We start from the raw sequence: 18,749 nt of genomic DNA, 5'->3' as shown, positions 1-18,749 counted from the left end.
AGTCTACCTGAGGATGCATAATTCATGGAAGCCGGCCATCCATTTTACACATAATCAAAAACAATCAAGAAAAAGAAGGTGCAGCAAGCACCTAAAGGCAGGGCCCAAAGGTAATGCTTGTAATGGATCCGCGTTACGATAAACATATTCAGATTAAATAGACCTGACCACCAGATCGTCCAGCCGTGATGATAAGCAATTCGTCCATACTTCCATCCGATGAGCTCAACAACGACAAAGATCAAGATCCATTTGATAATGTGGAGGCATTGTTTAAGCCATGTCACGGGATAAGTGGAAAGGTAGACAAAAATCGCCATCGGAAGAATGACGAACACATGCAGCAAATAAGCCCCAAGGTGGTTCAGGAAAACCTCCCCTTGCAGCCGCCAGATGTGATGCTGATCGAAGGCGAAAACTTTGTACAGTAAGTGACAGGCAATGACGAAAAGCAAAGTTGGATAATAGTCTTTGAAGTTTTTCCAATCTCCCCATCGTAATGCGGCAAAAATAGCCCATAATGCGATTGCAATATGAATGTGAACCACGTCCTCCTATCGACTTTAAAATTCCATTATTTACCATAACGTGTTGCATTAAACTTACTTTATCGATTCTTTATGATTCATTCGCTTTATGTTCCTGTATCGCACAATTTTCGAGACAAATCGCAACATTTTCGAGGAATCTGCCGCCCATCTCCTTTATAATGGAGGTACGGAGGTGCGCTGCCGACATGTTCAAAAAAAATCTATCTTTCAAGCTGATCGCCTCCCTCTCGGCCTTAATTATGGTCGTGTTTCTGATATCCGGCTATGTGACCTATACCGTGTATCTCAAGATGTTTACGGGCGAGATTTCCAAGCAATTTGCCAAGGCGAATGAGCAGGCCGCAGCCCGGGTTGAGTTCCAGATTCAAAATATGTACAAATCGACGAACTACATCGTCTTTCATCCGTATATTGAAGATATTTTGCGGCGCTCGGCGGAGCGGGCGGAGGATACGTTCTACAACCGGCTGCTGGATCAGGACGAATTGACGCGTCTGCTTAATCAAATTTCCATCGACGAGCCCAAGCTGTCGAGCATGTACGTGTACAATACGAAGGGCTCGGGCTACTTTTTCGAAAATAATTCAGGCACCGTCATCCCGCTCAGCGACGCCGACTATACGGCAATCAAGCAGTCGCTCGAGGGCTCAAACGGCGAAATCGTATGGAAAGCGATGCGTATTTCCAGTATTGAGAGCTCGGGCTACAAGAACGTTATCTCCGCCGCCCGCTATATGAAGAATAAGCAGCAGGAACTGTACGGCATCCTGATATTGTTTTGGGACGAGTCGCTGTTTGGCGCGATGCTGGACGATCTGACCAAAGGCGAGAACGCGCAGGTGGTGCTGCTCGATGACCGTAACCATGTTGTCTATACCAATCATAAAAAAGACGGCTACGATCTGGAGGCGCTGCTGCAAGCTGCCGATTCGCAGACCGTGAATATCGGCGGCCAGCCGATCTATGTGAGCCGCAGCACGACGCAGGGCTCGCACATGACGCTGATCTCGGCGCTGTCGCTGCAATCGTTTAGCCAGAAGAGTCGAGGCATTTTCCAGATTGCCCTGTACTCGGGTCTCGTCAGCACCGGGCTTGCGTCACTGCTGATCTTTTTCACCGGCCGCAGGTTGTTGGGGCCTCTTCGCACACTTGTTGCCGGCATGAAAAAATTGCGCGGCGGCCGCTTCGATACGCGAATCCGCATCTCGACGCAGGATGAGCTGGCGTTTCTCGGCCACAGCTTCAATGAAATGGCGGCGAACATCGAGTCGCTCGTCAAGGAAGTGTACGAGCGCAAGCTGCATGAGCGCGAAGCGGAGTTGACGGCGCTGCAGGCGCAGCTGAATCCGCATTTTCTGTACAACACGCTGGATACGATTTATATGAAATTGTATCTGGGCGAATATGACGAACAAGCGGCGCAGCTTGTCCTGTCACTGTCCGGCCTGCTTCGCTATGCGCTGCAAAGCCCGAACACCCATACTACGGTGCAGGACGAGATCGAACACATCCAGAAATACATCAACATTCAGAGCGCGCGCATCGGCGGCAGGCTGGAGACGTTTATCCATGTCGACGAAGGGGTAGAGGAGCTGCCGGTCATCCGGCTGATTCTGCAGCCGCTCGTGGAGAATGCGTTTGTGCATGCGTTTTCGCAGATGTCGCGGATTTGTATCTTACGGATTAAAGCGTATTTGCAGGAGCCGGAGGTGTTGTGCATTGAGGTTAGCGACAACGGGAAAGGCATGGCCGAGGAGCAGGTCGAGGCTGTCCTGCAGTTGCAGGAACGCAGACTGGATGAGGCGCAGGAAGCACCGAAGCGTGGCGGAATCGGACTGAAGACCGTCATACGGCGCGTCAATTTGCTGTACGGTCCGCCTTATGGGTTAACGATCCTTAGCGAGCCCGATTCGGGGACAACGATGAAGCTGGTTTTACCAGCGCGCACAGGGGAAGGGGGCAGGCTCACATGAAAGGAAAAGTACTGATCGTCGACGACGAACCTTTGATTCGCAGAGGGCTGATGAAAATGATCGCAGCTTCGCAGACCGGCTGGTCTGTCGCCGGGGAAGCGGATAACGGCATGGAAGCGATGGCGCTAATCGAGGAACTTCGGCCGGATCTCGTCATCACGGACATCCGCATGCCGGAGATGGATGGCGTCGAGCTCTGCCGCCATATTTCAGAATTGGAGCGACCGATTGACGTTATGGTATTAACGGCGTACAAAGATTTTGAATTTGCGCAGGCGGCGCTGCGGTACGGCGCGATCGATTTTTTGCTCAAGCCGCTCTCGGCGGAAGAACTGACGAAGCCGCTGGCGAAAGCGTTCAAGCTGTTCACCGAGCGGCAGGAGGAGCTTGTCCGTTCGCTGGCCGAGCAGAACCGCCTGCTCGAGCACACTCTCCGGGCGTGGCTGCTGGGCCTGCCGTTGGAAGAAGCGGCGGTACGGCGCCTGCGGCGCACATGCGAGGGCCGAGCGCTGCTCGTCTTCACGGTGGATTCGTACACGCCGGCGGGGAAAGACTACAGGCGCGAGGATGCGCGGCTGCTGCAATTCGCCGTGCTGAACGTGATGCAGGAACTGTTCGCGCAGGCGGGAGGCGAGGGAACCATCGTTAGCGTGAAGCACGATGTGTTTGCCGTTGCGGCGGCGGGCGCAGCCGCCGAACTGGACGCTTATGCCGGGCAAGCCACCGGCATGGCACACGCGCTGCTCGGGCTGACGCTGCGCAGCGAGCGGGTAGACAGCGCCTCCTTCGCGGCGCTGTACGGTTGCCTGGCCGGCAGTCCGCAGGACGCCGCCCAGAGCAAACACGACCCGCTCGTGCCGGACCATGCCGAGCGGAGCAAATCGATCCAGGCCGAGGCCGTCGCCTACATCGTCCAAGGCCAAATCGAGCTCCTCCGGTCGTACTGGGAGGGGCTGATCGCGGCCGCCGCCGCCATGACCCCGAGCGATGCCAAGCTCGAGGGGCTCGCCATCGCGCTGGCGATGGAGGCGGCGCGCAAGCGCGTGCTCGAGCCGTCCGCGGACGGCTCGCCGGCGGGCCACGCCGAGGACCCGGGGCTCGGCGTCTGGATCGAGGCGCTTCAGCCCCTGCGGGAAGCGCAGGAAGTGGCGCACTGGCTGCGCGCGCAGGCGCAGGCGTTCATGTACCAGCTGAATTCGTGGCTGGCCGGCAAAAACGACAAGCTGCTCGATAAAGCGGTGCGCTATATCGAGCAGCATTATAAAGGCGATTGCTCGATTCACGATGTCGCCCAGCATGTGCACCTCAGCGTGAGCTATTTCAGCAACCTGTTCAAGAAAGAAACCGGTGAGAGCTACACGAACTACCTCACGAAGTTCCGGCTCGAGAAGGCCAAAATCCTCCTCAGCAACACCAACATGAAAATCTCCGAAATTGCCGAAGCCGTCGGCTACGACGATCCGAACTACTTCACCACCGTGTTCCGCAACTGGGTGCGCTGCTCGCCGAGCGAGTTCCGGAGGATGGGGTAGCAAGTAGAAAGCCAGCCTCGTAAGTTCTGTGGGGCTGGCTTTTGCCGTTCAATTCTCCTAACGACTCCTTCCTCAAAAGCAACGCCCCCTCCCATCTAGCTAAGAGGGTCCAGCCCTAGTTAACTCGCCAAAAGTAAGCCAAAATCTCGAATTAAGGGGGGGAGCCCCACTTATTAAGCAGAAAAAGCCCCAAAACCGGCCAATTTCGCCAAGCTAAGAGGGGCCAGCCCTAGTTAACTAGCCAAAAGTAAGCCAAAATCTCGAATTTAAGAGGGGCCATCCCCCCTTAACAAGCCGTTAACTCGCCCCACTCCAGTAGAATCCTCCAGATTTCCCTAAACAGATTCAAGGCGCTCCCCTCCCGCGATTCGTATAATTGAAATCAGAGAGGAGAGAGAGACGATGCAACCTAACTCGGAGGCAACCAGCCTAACAATCCCGAAGACCAAGCCGCTAGGGCGCAAAAGCTTGCTGCGCGCCAAACAAAGCCTGCCGCTGTTCCTCATGCTGTTGCCGGGCATTGCTTTTTATATCATGTTCAAGTACATGCCAATGGGCGGGCTGATCATCGCGTTCAAAGATTACAACTTCACAGATGGTATCCTGCGAAGCCCATGGGTCGGCATGACGAACTTCGAGACGCTGTTCAAGCAGGCTCAGACGCTGGAGATCATCCGCAACACGTTCGTGCTCAGCGGACTCACCATCATCTGCGGCTTCCCGGTGCCGATTGCGCTTGCGATTATGATGAACGAAGCCCGCAGGCTCTGGTTCCGGCGCATCGTACAGACGATCCTGTACATGCCGCATTTTTTCTCATGGGTTATCGTCGGCGGCCTCATCATATCCATTTTGTCCATCGAATCCGGTACGATCAACAACTGGATCAAGCTGGCCGGCGGCGAGCCGTTCCCCTTCCTTTACAATACGAAGAGCTGGATCGGCGTCTTCATCGCCTCCGGCGTGTGGAAAGAGATGGGCTTCAACGCCATCATCTACCTGGCGGCGCTCACATCGATCGATCCGCACCTGTACGAATCGGCGAACATCGACGGCGCGAACAAATGGCAGCAGATCCGGCATGTGACCCTGCCCGGCATCTCAACGACCATTGTGCTGCTGCTCATTCTTCAGCTCGGCAAGGTGATGGAGATCGGCTTTGATCATGTTTTCGTCCTGCAAAACTCGCTCAATGCGAGCGTCTCCGAAGTCATATCGACGTACATGTACCGCGTAGGGCTGCAAGGCGGGCAGTTCAGCCTAACGACGGCGATGGGCTTTTTCGAATCGGTCGTCGGCTTCATCCTTGTTGTAAGCGCAAATGCGCTGGCTCGGCGCTTCGGGCATGGGCTATTTTAGGAGGAACGAAAACATGAAATCAACCAACGGAGACCGCCTGTTCTACGGGCTGAACTATACCTTACTGGGGCTGATCGCGCTCACCTGCCTATTGCCTTTGCTTCATATTGCGTCGCTATCGCTCAGCCACACCCAGGAAATTCTTTCTGGCCGAGTCACCTTATGGCCGAAAGGCTGGAACACCGATGCCTACACCTCGATGTTTGAGGGTACCCGTATCCTCCCGGCTTTCAAGAACAGCGTGATCATCACGGTTGTCGGGGTCGTGCTCAGCATGCTGGCGACGGTATTGACGGCATATCCGCTGTCGAGAAAAATTTTTCCAGGCAGAAAGTGGTTTACACTGGCGATGATTTTTACCATGATGTTTACAGGGGGCATGATTCCCACTTACCTCATCGTGAAATTATTCGGCCTCGTAAACAGCTATTGGGCGCTGTGGATTCCTTCGCTGGTGAACACCTATAACATGCTGGTGGTGAAGACATACTTCGAGAATATCCCGGATGAGCTGGAAGAAGCGGCCAAAATGGACGGCTGCGGACAATGGCGTCAGCTGCTGCAAATCATCCTTCCGCTTTCGAAGCCGGTGTTGGCGACGATCACCTTGTTTTATGCAGTGAGCTATTGGAATTTATTTTTCAATGTGATGCTCTATATCAATGAATCCGTCAAATACAATCTGGCCGTGCTGGTCCAGCAGATGATTCAAAATCAACAGCTGCTGCAGGAAATCGTCCTGACAGGCGCACAGGTTGAGGTCGTCCCGGAATCGCTCAAAGCGGCCAGCGTGATGGTGATGATGGTGCCGATGATCGTGCTGTATCCGTTTTTGCAAAAATATTTCGTCAAAGGCGTCATGCTCGGCGCTGTCAAAGGTTAGGATTCACCATGCTTCCATAGCGTTCATATATGAAAGGGGTACGTATTCATGAGAAATATGAAAGTTAAGCTGGCCCTCGCTTCCACCGCCGTGCTGGCCCTTACCGTCATCGGTTGTTCGAAATCGGACGACGCGACCAAATCCTCGCCCGGCGCATCTTCGGCGTCAACCGCTGCGGCGGCCAAAACGCCCGAGCCTCGCAAAGACATTACCGTAACCGCTTACGATACGGGGCGGGTCTCCCAGGATGAGGGCACGAACGAGCAGAACCGTTGGACTAAATGGATCAACGATAACGGACCGGAGAACGTGAAGTTTACGGCGATTTCTTTTGCCCAGATTAAAGAAAAAACGAACGTCATGTTCGCTTCCGGTTCTGCGCCCGACCTGCTTATGGTGTTTGATCCGACAATCCGCAACCCGCTCTATGAGCAGAAACAATTGATGCCGCTCGACGATCTCATTGCCAAGAACTCCGTAGAGTATAAAAAGCTGCTGGAACAAAATCCGCTGCTCCGCAAAGCCGGAACGAAGCCGGACGGCAAGCTGTACGAGGTCGGCCACATTCAATGGGTGAATCCGCTGCGCGGGGTGATTATCCGGACAGACTGGCTCAAGAAGCTGGGGCTGGAGATGCCGAAGACGACCGACGATTTGTACAAGGTTGCGAAAGCGTTTGCGGAACAGGACCCGGACGGCAATGGGAAAAAAGATACGTACGGTATCGCTTTAGCAGGCTCGATGGAATATACGATCAATCAGATGTTCTACGCGATCAAGCCTTGGGTCGTGAAGGATGGCAAGCTGACGTACGCATGGGAAAATATTAAAGTCGCCACCGATTTTAAGAAAAAGCTGTACAGTGAAGGCATCGTGGATAAAGACTTTTTCAACGATAAAAACATGGCGAAAGCGAAGCAGGATTTCATCACCGGCAAAGTCGGGATCATCTCGCCGAACTTCAATACGCCGCAGGATATTGTGACCCAGTTCCTCGATCCGCTGCAAAAGAATGTGCCGACCGCCACGATGACGCTTATGCCGTTCCCGACAAGCCCGTTTGGTCGCTTCACGCCGTCGCTTGAGAACCCGGTCCAAATGACAGGCGCGATCGCCGCCTCGACGAAAAACCCGGAAGCGGTTATGAAATACATCGACTTCATGGCGAAGGATTCAACGGCAGACGTGCTGGATAACGGCATTGAAGGCACACATACCAAAACCGTGGACGGCTGCCCGCAAATTATTGATGCGGATAAATTCAAGAAAGAAGTCAGCGATATCACGGTGTACATGAAAATGCTGACCAACACCGGCCTGCGCTTTAATAAATGCTCCACGCCGGCGGTGCAGTACAAGAGCGATCCGCGCGTGCAGGACTATTACCAGCTGCTGCGTGATACGTATCTGACGTTTGACCTGCCTTATGCTGAGCTGACGCACTCCGAGCATATGCCGCAGCTGCCGAAGGATTTGGCGGCGATTGTGGCCAACACCGACAAGCAGGTGAATTCGATGGTTGGCGCCGGCAACGGAACGGTCTGGGCGAAGGCGATTGTGGAAGGCGACAAATATACGACGGACGATGCTCTGAAAGAAGCCATTGCGATTTGGGAAAAAGCCGGCGGCAAGCAGGTGGAGGACTGGATGGCCAAGTGGTACGACGAGAACAAGGATAAAGCGTTCCTGGCCAAGGATATGTACGAGATCGCAAAGCAGCAGGATCAGAAATATAAGCAAATTATGAGTGAGATTAAAAAATAAAGAGGCGTAACGGAGGGGGAGCTTACTAAGGCTCCCTCCTCTGCGGAAAGGAACGGGACGATGGAGACAAGAATTCGCTATGCCGACAGCAGACATGGCCGCGTATTTGAAGGCATCGGCGGTATAACGAGCAACGGCATGTCCAAGCTGCTGATGGATTATCCGGAGGCGCAGCAGCAGGAGATTATGAATCTCCTGTTCAAGCCGAAGTACGGCGCAAGCTTGCAGCATTTGAAGGTGGAACTGGGCTCCGACGTGAATACGTCGGCGGGGACGGAGCCTTCCCATATGCGGAGCCGGGACGACTTCGACATTACGCGGGGCTACGGACTGCCGATTGCGGCGATGGCCAAAAAGATCAATCCCGCGCTGATGCTGGACGCTTTGCGATGGGGCACCCCGCTGTGGATTCAGAACGACGAGGATAAGCTGGCGTATTATTTGAATTTCCTGCGCGGGGCGAGGGATACGTACGGTCTCGAGTTCGACTACCTTGGTCCGGACATCAACGAGGGCGCGTTCAGCCGGGACTGGACGGTGAACACGCTGGCGCCCGGCCTGAAGCGCGAAGGCTTCGGCCACATCAAGCTGGTCGCCGACGACAGCGACCACGGCTGGGACATCGCCGATCATGCGGCGGGAGATCCGGCGCTGTTCGAGGCGGTGCATGCCTACGGCGTGCATTACCGCCAGGACAGCACGGACACCGCCCAGACGAGCGGCAAGCCGCTGTGGCTGAGCGAGGATCTGGCGCCGTTCCGCCACAGCTTCAGCAAAGGCGCGCTGAATATCGCGCAGCGGATCATCGACATGTACGTCGTCGGTCGCATGGTCAAGTACGAGCTGCATCCGCTGCTCGAAGCGGAGTACGAGAATACGCCTTTTAACTATAAAGGCATCCTGGTTGCGTCGTGGCCGTGGTCGGGCCATTACCGGCTCGATCCGGGGCTCTGGGTGATCGCCCACTTCACGCAGTTCATGCAGCCGGGCTGGGTGTACCTGGACGACGCCTGCGGGCGGACGGAGAGCGGCGGCTATGTGACGCTGCTGAATCCGGAGACGAACGACATTTCGATCGTCGTTCTGAATAACAGCAGCGCCGAGCAGAGCTACGTCATTGAAGGCGCTGCCGAGCTGGCGGCATCGCATGACGGGCGGCTGGCGCTGTGGGTTACGACCGAGCACGCGCACTTTCGGCAGGGGGATGCGCAGCTGGAAGCGGACGGCTCGCTGCACTTGACAGCGGAGCCGTATGCGATCTACACGCTGACGACGACTAGCGGTCAGCGCAAGGGCGACGAGGAGCTGCGCATCGCAGCGTCTACAGAGTTCCCCCTGCCGTATCGCGATAGCCTCACGGCAGGGCGTCCCGGCGGCAATCCGGCGTACACGTCGGATCAGGGCGGCGCTTTTGAATGGGGGCCGCTGCCGGAGGGCGGGCTCGTGCTGCGCCAGCAGGTGACAGAGGCGCAGATTCCGATCGACTGGACGTACCGCCGGACGCCGGAGCCGTACACTTTGCTTGGCAGCCTCGAGTGGGCGAACTATCGCGTCGGCGTGGAGGTGCAGTTGGAGGCAAGCGCCGGCTACATCGGCCTGTGCGGACGCGTCAGCTACACGTCCAAGAGCAACGAGCCGCCGGAAGGGTATTGGCTGCGCATGCAGCATACGGGCCGTTGGCAGCTCATGAAGGGCAAGGTGCCGCTCTTGCAGGGCGACACCGAAGCGCTCGTCCCCGGCGTGTGGTACGCCGCCGAGCTCATCTTGGAAGGCAAGACGATCTCCGCCGCCTGGAACGGCGAGGAGCTGTTTGCCCTCACGGACAGCGAGATCGCGAGCGGGCAGATCGCGCTGCTGAGCAGCTACCACCGCCATGCGTTTCGCGAGCTGCGCATCGAGCCGCTGCGCGAAGGAGCGGCGGTGGACTGCATCCGCTATGACGATGTCAGCGCCGAGTTGACGTACGCCGGCGGCTGGCACCGGGCGGACGGCGACTGGAACGTCTACGCGCGCACATTGTCAGCGTCCGATGAAGCCGGGGCGGAGCTGACGTTCCGCTTCCGGGGCGAAGGTGCTGCCATCATCGGCAAGAAGGCTGCGGGCGGCGGCATGTTCGACATCTATGTCGGCGGTGAATATCAAGGCACGGTGGATACGTACCGTCCGCAGCCGGTCTTCCGCAAAGCGCTTTGGAGCGTGCACGGGCTTGATCCGTCTGTCGAGACGGAAGTTCGACTTGTCGTGAAAGGCATCCGGCATCCGGAGGCGGCGGGCGCATTTGTCTACATTGACGCCGTGGAGGTTGTAGGAGGAGTATTGCTAGAGTAGAGGTTTGAGCAGGGAACGCGGAAGGAGCAGATGGGCTGTAAGAGGTTCGTGCGAATGCCGTGTTTTTTGCTTTTCCTGTATAGCATCATTACCACATCCAAAGGAGATGAATTCATGTTTAAAAAGCAAGCAGTTACTCGCGCGTCAAGCGCGGTACTGGCGGCATCGCTTGTCGCGTCCAGCCTTGGCGGAGCGCTCCTGTTCCCTGTATCGGCAGCCGCTGCCCCGACTGTCGTCAACATTAACGGCGCCGACATCGGCAGCACGTTCGAAGGCGTCGGCGCCGTCTTTAGCAATGGCATGACGAAGCTGCTGATGGATTACCCTGCCAATCAGCGGGACGATTTGATGAAGTTTCTGTTCAAGCCGAAGTTCGGCGCTTCCCTTCAGCATGTGAAGGTCGAGATCGGCAGCGACGTCAACTCGTCGTCGGGCACGGAGCCGAGCCATATGCGGTCGGCCACCGATTTTGATATCACCCGGGGAACGAATCTGTGGGCGGCGCAGCAGTCGAAGGCGCTGAATCCGCTGATTGAGCTCGAAGCGCTGCGGTGGGGAACACCGTCCTGGATTTCGAACGACAGCGACCTCTATACGTACTACAAGAAGTTTCTTGACGGCGCCAAGGCGACCTATGGCCTGGATTTCAACTATCTCTCTGCGGATAAAAATGAAAACACGAAAGCCTCCGATTGGAGCACGACCGGCGCAAGCCGCAGCTTCGTCGTGAACACGCTGCGGCCGAATTTGACGGCAGACGGCTACGGCAGCGTGGGTCTCGTGGCGGCGGACAGCAATGTCGGTTGGTTCATCGCCGATAAAGCAGTGGCGGATTCCCCGCTGAAGAACGCGTTAGTCGCGATGAATATTCACTACAATCAGACGAGTACCGCGAACGCCCAGGCGACGGGGCTGAAGCTGTGGGATGGCGAGGATTTGGCGCCTTCGCGCAAAGATTTTGTGAAAGGCCCGCTCGACATGGCGAACCGAATCATTCGCATGTATGCCGTCGGGAAGATGACGAAGTACGAGATGCATCCAGGTATTGAAAGCGCGTACACGAATACCCCGTTTACGTACAAAAGCATGATCGTCGCCAACACGCCATGGACGGGACACTACGAGATTACGTCCGGGCTATGGACGGCTGCGCATTTTACCCAGTTTTCCGAGATCGGATGGAAGTATATCAACAGCGGCAATTACTCGGATGACCGTGGCGGCTATATGATGCTCAAGGACCCGGCCTCGAGCAACTGGAGCCTGATCGTGCTGAACACGGGTGCGACGCCGAGGGAGTACACGTTCAATTTGTCCGGCGGACTGTCGACAGGGACGATTCGTCCGTGGAAAACGACCGAAAGCGCGCAATTCATCCAGCAAAGCAGCATTACGCCATCCGGCGGTTCGTTCACAGTGACGATTGATCCGTATTCGATTTATACGTTTACGACCACGACAGGCCAGCAAAAAGGTACAGCCTCCTACACGAATCCGTCCTCCGAGGCGTTCCCGCTGACGACGGACTACACGGATAACTTCGACGCTTACAGCGTTGGCAAGGAGCCGGTTTACTTCTCCGATCAAGGCGGCGCTTTTGAAGTCGCGACGGAGGGCAGCGGTAAAGTGCTCGAGCAGAAAATTACGGCTGCTAATAAACCGCTTGATTGGAAATATCGTTCTACGCCGGAGCCTTACTCCATTATGGGCAGCCCGGAATGGCGTAACTACGAAGTGCAGTCCGATGTGAAACTGACCAGCTCTACCGGCTATGTGATGGTTGGAGGGCGTGTCAATCACAACAGAAAGACGATTGCGGACGAAGGCTCGGATGTGCCGGGTGACGGCTATCAGATCCAGATGCATGAGAATGGGGCGTGGCAGCTAAGGGCGGGAACCCGTGTGCTGGCTTCCGGCACGTACAGTGGTTTTGCACCAAATACGTGGTACACGATGAAGCTGCGATTTAATGGGACGAATGTGAAGGCGTTTATCAATCCCGTATCGAACCCAAGCAGCGTCACGCAGCTCGCGAGTGTAACAGATACCGATTTCCCAAGCGGGCAAGTTCAGCTTGGCAGCGGCTACAACGCTGCGCGTTTTGATAATCTCGTCATTCGCAAGATCGACAGCTCCACGCAGGTCGAAGTTGGGCGTTACGATAACGAAGACCCGGCGATTACGTATGTCGGCGCCTGGGAATATGTCGCTGCGGATTACGAGAACTACTATCGCTCCCAAGTCGGCTCTCGCACGGCCGGCGATAAAATGCAGTTCGCCTTCAACGGCACGACGGCGATCGTGCTGGGGACGCGTGATGTGGACGGCGGCCAAGCGGACGTCTATCTCGACGGCAGCACAACGCCGGATGCGACCATCGATACGTATGCCCCGCAGAAGGAGGACCGCCGGGCGATCTATACGGTATCCGGATTAAGCGTCGGTAATCACACGATCACAATCGTCCCAAAGGGCACTCACGCCACAGGATCCATCGACAATTTTGTGCGCATTGATGCCGTGGAAGTGATCGGCGGCGCCAATACGATCGGCAAGATGGATTACGAGTACATCCATGATACGTTCGGTACGGTAAGCCCAGGACAGTTGCCGCCGAACTGGGCGATTGCCGCCGATTCCGGCGTGACCGCAACCGTAGAGCTGGACGGCACGGCGCAGAAACTGCGCCTGAACGACACCGTGCAGGCAGGCAAAGCGACGCTCGAACGTAAAATCGCGCCGGCCAGCGGCACCGTCACCTGGGAGTTCGAGTACAACCGGACGACGTCGGTCGGCAGCTGGAATCGGTTCCTGCTCAGCAACAATGGTACAAACGGCATTGAGCTGTACGACACCGATGTGTTTGGCTTCGCTTACGCCAAGCCGGACGGCAGCAAGGTCACGCTGGCGACGCTGGTACCGGGCACGAACTACGACATCAAGGTCGTAGCCAATACGGCGACGCAGACCTTCGAGGTGTGGATCGACGGCGTTAAAAAATCGCCTGCAACCCCGCCGACCTTCACGAGTGCGGTGCCGCAATTTGACCGGATGCGCGTGATGACGGCTGCCTCCAACACAGCGACGACGACGGCTTACTTGGACAACGTCAGCATCACCGCACCGGGCGGCACGAGTCAGGCCGTCATTAAAGACACATTCGACGGCTACCCGAACGGTGCTTTGGCCGGGGACCCGTTGACCACCGTGGGCACGCGAAACATTCAGGTGCTCGACTGGACCGTCACAGGCGCGGACAGCACGCAGACCTGCAAAATCGATACCTCCACGCCCGGCGGCGGCAACAGCTCCTTCAAGTGCACGGATACGTTGTCCACGGATCATGTGGAGGCAACGCGCGACTTTGACCGCAAGCTGGACGGTACCGTAACTGTGGAGTACAAATTCAAGCAGGACGCTGTCGGCAAGTGGACGCGCTTCTTCGTCTCGAACGGCCTTGACAGCGCCATTGAAATCTATGATTCCTCTTCGGCCGGCGGACTCGCCTTCAAGGACAGCGGGGGCAACGAAATCCTGCTTGGCGCCATCTCGGCCAATACGTGGTACAGCGTTAAGCTTGTCATCGACGTCGATGCTCGTACGTTCGACGCCTTCCTGGACGGTGTGCCAAAGCTGATGAATCAGGCGTTTACGAACAGCAGCTTTACAGGGCTTGACCGCGTTTTGTTCAAAACGGCGGACAGCACGACAGGCTTCAATCTGTGGCTGAACGATGTGAAAGTGACGCTGCAGTAGGTCAGACGCAGTAGGTCGGACGCAGTAGGTCGGACACAATAGGTTGGACGCAGTCGATTCGATGCAGGCACCTTTCTCTGCCTTTGGGCGGGGGAGGGTGTCTTTTTTTGTGAGGGTGGCCGTGTTCGCCTCCGCTGATTTTCCACTGCTTAGCTATCGCCGTGCCCAACCCGTCCGCCTACGGCCACTCATCCAATGAACTGGAATTTCTCCTGTACATTTTCGCATTTTGGCCGAAGTCCGGGTACTGAACTGGATTTCTTCCAGTACATTTGGCCGTTAAGCAGCCATCCTCCGAAAAGGACTGAAATGAACTGGAGGTTTTCCAGTATAGCTGACACGGGAGCCGTTTTCAGGCAAAATGAACTGGAGGTTTTCCAGTTCATGGACACGCATAGTCCCTTAACTTGCTTGATTTTGTCTGGCGGAAATGTCCTATGTCCCCGGCAATTGACGTCTTTCTCTGCATTCCCCGTATCCCGTCAGCTATTTTTACACCTCCACCTGAATATACATAGTAGCATCATCGAAAAAGGACTGATGCGCATGCGCTCCGGGTACGGCATGTTCCAGCAGCCCTCGGCAAAGCTGCGTCTGTCGCCGTATATGCGTCAGACGATCACGCTGCTCAAGCTCTCGACCCTCGAGCTGCTGGAGGCGATTCAGCAGGAAGTGAATAAGAATCCGGTGCTGGACTACGCCGGAGGGGGTGATTTCGGCGGGCTGCCAGGCGGCAGCCGGGCCCTACGCCGGGCGGGGCGTGACTCCGCTGCCGCCACTGCCGGCGCAAATGCCGCCGACCCGCTGCTCCATACCGCAGCGAACGACCGCTCGCTCGAGCGGCATCTGAGCGAGCAGCTCAGCCTGCTCCCGCAAGCCGAGCTGCCGCCCCCGCTGCCTCGCATCCTGCGCTTCCTCATCGGCAGCCTGGACGAGAGCGGCTACCTCACGCTTTCGGTGCAGGAGGCGGCAAGTCTCCTGCGGACAGCGCAGGAGGCGGTCGAAGCGGCGCTTGCCGTCCTGCACAAGTTGGATCCGCCCGGCGTTGGCGCGCGCAGCCTGCAAGAATGCCTGCTCCTGCAACTGTCGGAGGTGCAGGAGCGCAGCCGGCCGCTGGCTGCGGAGCTTATCCGCTGCCACCTGGCTGACATCGGCAAGCGTCCGCTGCCGATGTTGGCGGCGAGGTTGCGCACCCCGCCGCAAGAGCTGCAAACGGCGCTTAACGAGATCAAGCGCCTCCATCCACGGCCGGGCGCCAGGTTTCACCACGCCGGCCTTACGCCTTACATCGTGCCGGAAGTGATCCTTGAGCCGCACGATGCTGGCATTGCGGTCTATGCCTGCCCGGCAGCATGGCCCAGGCTTTCGTTAAGCCGCGATTATGAGCGGCTGCTACACGCCCCCGCCCATGACGAAGCGGGCGCATTCGTGCAGGGCAAGTGGAACACGGCGCGCCTGTTTCTCCGCAGCCTGGAGCAGCGCAGAGACACGATTCTGCGGGTGGCTCGGGCGCTTGCCGAAGAGCAGGCGGACTATTTGCGTCAAGGCCCGGCTGGGCTAAAGCCACTCACGCTGCGGGAGATCGCCGATCGGCTCGGTTTGCATGAATCGACCGTCAGCCGAGCGGTGTCGGGCAAATACGCACAGACACCGTGGGGCGTCAAGGAGCTCAAATCCTTTTTCGCTTCCGGCTTGCAGACAGATGTGGGCGACACGGCTTCATCCGCTTCCGTAAAAGCACAAATACAAACCCGTATTCTCGAAGAGAACTACGCTTTTCCTTATTCCGATCAGCAGTTAGCGGAGCTGCTGCGGCAAGAAGGCATCCGCATTTCCCGGCGAACGGTAGCCAAATACCGCGAGGAGCTCGGCATCCCGCCTTCCACGTTAAGAAGGCGCCTATAGGCGCCTGCAATCCGAAACCGCTAAGGGCTATACGTTTGTCACGGGGTACTTAACGTTTTGCACCACAGGTTCATATCCTCGAACTTGTCGTAGATGTCGCAGTTTTTGGTGAGCCGCCCCGAATACGTAAACTGCATGTGATGAAAAACGGCATTCATCCCGAAAGAAAGCGCTCTTGCAAGTGAATAGGCACAAGAGACGCCTTGTGCAATCAATTCATCTTCCAAGGCGTGCAGCAAAAGGCGCATTAGCCCTTGACTCCGGTAGGCCGGGAGCGTCGCGCAATCCGTCATCTCCGCGTTGGCGTAGATCGTGTTCACCTCGGCGGAGGCGGCGCTAATCAACTGTCGTTGGCATTCCACCAAATAATAAATGGTGCCGCCCTCCATCGTTTTCGTCACATAGTGAGGATCGTTCATCGGGGTTGGATACGTTTGAAAAACAGTGTGATACAACTCCGAAAGCCGCTCCGCATCGGACTTGTCGGCGAGTCTGAGCTGAAACCGCTCGGGCACCGGCGGGCGCTGCGTTTTGCGGGGAAGCTCAAGCACCTTGCCGAGAATCGCATCCTCTTCCATCCAATAATCGCTGGTGTGCCGCTCTCGGTCGTAGTACACCGCCATACAGTAAGCATCGCTGCCGAGAAAATAGCCCTTATAAATTCCTTCGAGCATGCACCCTTTGGACAGCAGTTTTCGCCAATCGTCCTCGCGCGACTTGATGAACACCTTCGTAAGCTTCAGGGCTTGCGCTTTTTCCGCCACGCGCGCATACATCCGATCCACATTTCCATGATAATCGTCCACCCGAAGCCGTTTATTCGTATAGTCCAGGCAAAAGCTGACCGTATAATCCCTTCCGTGCTCCACCTTGTTCACAAATCCGCGCCGTTCCATGGACATTGGGCACACCCACTCCCTCCATCTTCCTATCATGGTTATATGCATCATATGGAATCGAAAGAAGCAGTCACACCTTGAAAAAAAGTTGAAAGGAGGCCCCGCCATGCCTTGTGTCTGGTGCGATGCCGAAGCTACACACGAGAGCGTAAAAGATTGCTACTGGATTCTGCCCGACGGTAAAAAGGCAGTCCAAATCACAGAGGTCCCCGCGATTGAGTGCCCGGCCTGCGGCACCTACGTGCTGGAAGCGACCTCCCAGTTGATCGAGGAAAAGCTTTATTGGCATGACGTCGCTGCGCTGGGCAGCGTGTTCAGCTACTCGGCGCTCATGAAAGCGCCACGGGTACAGAACTGGTTTCTCAAATAACGCAAGCATGCATCCGGATGGAGATCAACACGGAGGTGACCATAAGATGCAGCGCGAGCATTTAATCAAACCGCTTTTGGGACACAAATACCCGACAATCGCTTACGGCCAAGGCGTGTTTCTCTATGATGAGGACGGCAAAGCTTACCTCGATGCTTCCTCCGGCGCGATCACGGCAGGAATCGGGCATGGCGTGCAGGACATCATCGACGCGATGCAGGAGCAAGCGGGCAAGGTGTCCTTCGTGTACCGTTCTCAGTTTACGAGCAAACCCGCTGAGGCGCTGGCTGCCAAATTAAGCGATCTGGCGCCCGGGCAAGACTATTGGTCGTTCTTTGTGGGCAGCGGCTCCGAAGCGACGGAAACCGCGATGAAAATCGCCATTCAGCACTGGCAGGAGCAAGGACGCCACGGCAAAAACAAAGTGATCTCCCGCCGCATGAGCTACCACGGCATCACGATGGGGGCGCTGTCGATGTCCGGGCATACGCTGCGCCGGCGCCGTTTTGTTCCGCTGCTGGAGGACTTTCCGGTCGTCGCGCCGCCGTACTGCTACCGCTGCCCGCTGCACAGCTCGTATCCGTCCTGCGGCATGGCGTGCGCGGACGATCTCGAGACGGCGATTCGGCGCATCGGCGCCGAGCATATCGCCGCATTCATCGCCGAGCCGATCGTCGGCGCCGCCGGGGGAGCGCTCACGCCGCCGCCCGGCTACTACGCTCGCATCAAGGCAATCTGCGAGCGTCACGAACTGCTGTTCATCGCCGACGAGGTGATGACCGGCATCGGCCGCACCGGTGCCATGTTTGCGATGGAACATGACGGCGTCGAGCCCGATCTCATCGCGCTCGGCAAAGGCATGAGCGCCGGCTACACGCCGATGGCGGCGACGATGGTCAAAGACCGCGTCATGGCGCCGATCCTGCAAGGCTCGCGCAGCGTCATGGCCGGCCATACGTACAGCGCCAACCCGCAGTCGGCGGCGGTGGCCCTGGCGGTGCTGCGCTACATCGAGCAGCATGGGCTTGTGCAGCAGGCGGCCGACCGGGGCCGCTACCTGCTCGCGAAGCTGCAGCAGTTGGCCGGCGGCATCCCGATCATCGGGGATGTCCGGGGCAAAGGGCTGCTGCTCGGCATTGAATTCGTGCGGGACCGCGCAACGAAAGAGCCGTTTCCCGAAGCCGCAGGGCTGACTTCTCGGGTGATCGAGAAAGCTTTGCAGAAGGGGCTGCTCGTGTATCCGGCATCCGGCGCCATCGATGGCGTCGGGGATGCGATTTTGGTAGCGCCGCCGATGGTGATTACGGAGGCGGAGCTGGATCTGCTCGCGGAGCTGCTGGAGGCTGCGATTCGCGAGGTGATGGAGGAATTGGGCGCCCCCACCGCCCCGGGCGATGGCGATCCCGATTCCATGACGGAGGTGACGTAG

General features: G+C 57.0%; 12 protein-coding genes. 10 read left to right on the top strand and 2 right to left on the bottom strand.

The features are described from left to right. Positions 1-44 precede the first annotated feature (44 nt). On the bottom strand, positions 45-548 hold the full coding sequence (locus tag EJQ19_RS04900; protein ID WP_126140080.1) for a CBO0543 family protein: 504 nt from the start codon (positions 546-548) through the stop codon (positions 45-47). A 188-nt stretch (positions 549-736) separates the two neighbouring features. Here EJQ19_RS04900 and EJQ19_RS04895 point away from each other — a divergent pair, with 188 nt between their 5' ends. The 8 genes from EJQ19_RS04895 to rpoN all read left to right on the top strand — a co-directional run bounded on the left by EJQ19_RS04895 (position 737) and on the right by rpoN (position 16,051). Next, positions 737-2,524, top strand: coding sequence for a cache domain-containing sensor histidine kinase (locus EJQ19_RS04895; RefSeq protein WP_164716323.1), 1,788 nt, complete (start codon positions 737-739; stop codon positions 2,522-2,524). Continuing rightward, entirely contained in the window at positions 2,521-4,056 is a 1,536-nt protein-coding gene (locus EJQ19_RS04890; protein ID WP_126140078.1) for a response regulator, read from the top strand. Before EJQ19_RS04895 ends, EJQ19_RS04890 begins: the two co-directional genes overlap by 4 nt. Before the next feature lie 402 nt (positions 4,057-4,458). Continuing rightward, complete coding sequence (locus EJQ19_RS04885) at positions 4,459-5,415, top strand: ABC transporter permease (protein ID WP_126140077.1); 957 nt, start codon at positions 4,459-4,461, stop codon at positions 5,413-5,415. A gap of 13 nt (positions 5,416-5,428) precedes the next feature. Beyond that, on the top strand, positions 5,429-6,298 hold the full coding sequence (locus EJQ19_RS04880; protein ID WP_126140076.1) for a carbohydrate ABC transporter permease: 870 nt from the start codon (positions 5,429-5,431) through the stop codon (positions 6,296-6,298). 48 nt (positions 6,299-6,346) lie between these two features. Beyond that, positions 6,347-8,062, top strand: coding sequence for an extracellular solute-binding protein (locus EJQ19_RS04875; RefSeq protein WP_126140075.1), 1,716 nt, complete (start codon positions 6,347-6,349; stop codon positions 8,060-8,062). A gap of 60 nt (positions 8,063-8,122) precedes the next feature. Beyond that, positions 8,123-10,390: a glycoside hydrolase family 30 protein gene (locus tag EJQ19_RS04870; RefSeq protein WP_126140074.1), complete on the top strand. Its 2,268-nt coding sequence runs from the start codon at positions 8,123-8,125 to the stop codon at positions 10,388-10,390. A gap of 114 nt (positions 10,391-10,504) precedes the next feature. Further along, positions 10,505-14,146, top strand: a complete 3,642-nt coding sequence (locus EJQ19_RS04865) for a hypothetical protein (protein WP_164716322.1) — start codon at positions 10,505-10,507, stop codon at positions 14,144-14,146. Between the two features lie 384 nt (positions 14,147-14,530). Then, positions 14,531-16,051 carry an RNA polymerase factor sigma-54 gene (gene rpoN / locus EJQ19_RS04860; RefSeq protein ID WP_164716321.1) on the top strand — a complete coding sequence of 507 codons (1,521 nt, stop codon included), beginning with the start codon at positions 14,531-14,533 and terminating at the stop codon, positions 16,049-16,051. 38 nt (positions 16,052-16,089) lie between these two features. Here the strand turns inward: rpoN and ablB are convergent, their stop codons facing one another. After that, positions 16,090-16,953 carry a putative beta-lysine N-acetyltransferase gene (gene ablB / locus EJQ19_RS04855; protein ID WP_126140071.1) on the bottom strand — a complete coding sequence of 288 codons (864 nt, stop codon included), beginning with the start codon at positions 16,951-16,953 and terminating at the stop codon, positions 16,090-16,092. A 103-nt stretch (positions 16,954-17,056) separates the two neighbouring features. On the opposite strand from ablB, the gene EJQ19_RS04850 reads away from it, so the two are divergent. Continuing rightward, a complete protein-coding gene (locus tag EJQ19_RS04850) occupies positions 17,057-17,320 on the top strand; it encodes a YokU family protein (protein WP_164716320.1) in 264 nt (87 codons plus the stop codon). A 46-nt stretch (positions 17,321-17,366) separates the two neighbouring features. After that, positions 17,367-18,749, top strand: a complete 1,383-nt coding sequence (locus tag EJQ19_RS04845; RefSeq protein WP_126140357.1) for an aspartate aminotransferase family protein — start codon at positions 17,367-17,369, stop codon at positions 18,747-18,749.

The organism is Paenibacillus whitsoniae, from assembly GCF_003955665.1.
GTDB classification, from domain to species: domain Bacteria; phylum Bacillota; class Bacilli; order Paenibacillales; family NBRC-103111; genus Paenibacillus_E; species Paenibacillus_E whitsoniae.
Note: the sequence above shows the minus strand (reverse complement) of the source record. Positions and strands in the feature narration are given on the sequence as shown.

What these genes read in the sequence shown, in the direction of transcription:
- EJQ19_RS04895 (WP_164716323.1), top strand. Translation starts at nt 737, where the DNA reads ATGTTCAAAAAAAATCTATCTTTCAAGCTGATCGCCTCCCTCTCGGCC.
- EJQ19_RS04890 (WP_126140078.1), top strand. Translation starts at nt 2,521, where the DNA reads ATGAAAGGAAAAGTACTGATCGTCGACGACGAACCTTTGATTCGCAGA.
- EJQ19_RS04885 (WP_126140077.1), top strand. Translation starts at nt 4,459, where the DNA reads ATGCAACCTAACTCGGAGGCAACCAGCCTAACAATCCCGAAGACCAAG.
- EJQ19_RS04880 (WP_126140076.1), top strand. Translation starts at nt 5,429, where the DNA reads ATGAAATCAACCAACGGAGACCGCCTGTTCTACGGGCTGAACTATACC.
- EJQ19_RS04875 (WP_126140075.1), top strand. Translation starts at nt 6,347, where the DNA reads ATGAGAAATATGAAAGTTAAGCTGGCCCTCGCTTCCACCGCCGTGCTG.
- EJQ19_RS04870 (WP_126140074.1), top strand. Translation starts at nt 8,123, where the DNA reads ATGGAGACAAGAATTCGCTATGCCGACAGCAGACATGGCCGCGTATTT.
- EJQ19_RS04865 (WP_164716322.1), top strand. Translation starts at nt 10,505, where the DNA reads ATGTTTAAAAAGCAAGCAGTTACTCGCGCGTCAAGCGCGGTACTGGCG.
- rpoN (WP_164716321.1), top strand. Translation starts at nt 14,531, where the DNA reads ATGGACACGCATAGTCCCTTAACTTGCTTGATTTTGTCTGGCGGAAAT.
- ablB (WP_126140071.1), bottom strand. Translation starts at nt 16,953, where the DNA reads ATGTCCATGGAACGGCGCGGATTTGTGAACAAGGTGGAGCACGGAAGG.
- EJQ19_RS04850 (WP_164716320.1), top strand. Translation starts at nt 17,057, where the DNA reads ATGCCTTGTGTCTGGTGCGATGCCGAAGCTACACACGAGAGCGTAAAA.
- EJQ19_RS04845 (WP_126140357.1), top strand. Translation starts at nt 17,367, where the DNA reads ATGCAGCGCGAGCATTTAATCAAACCGCTTTTGGGACACAAATACCCG.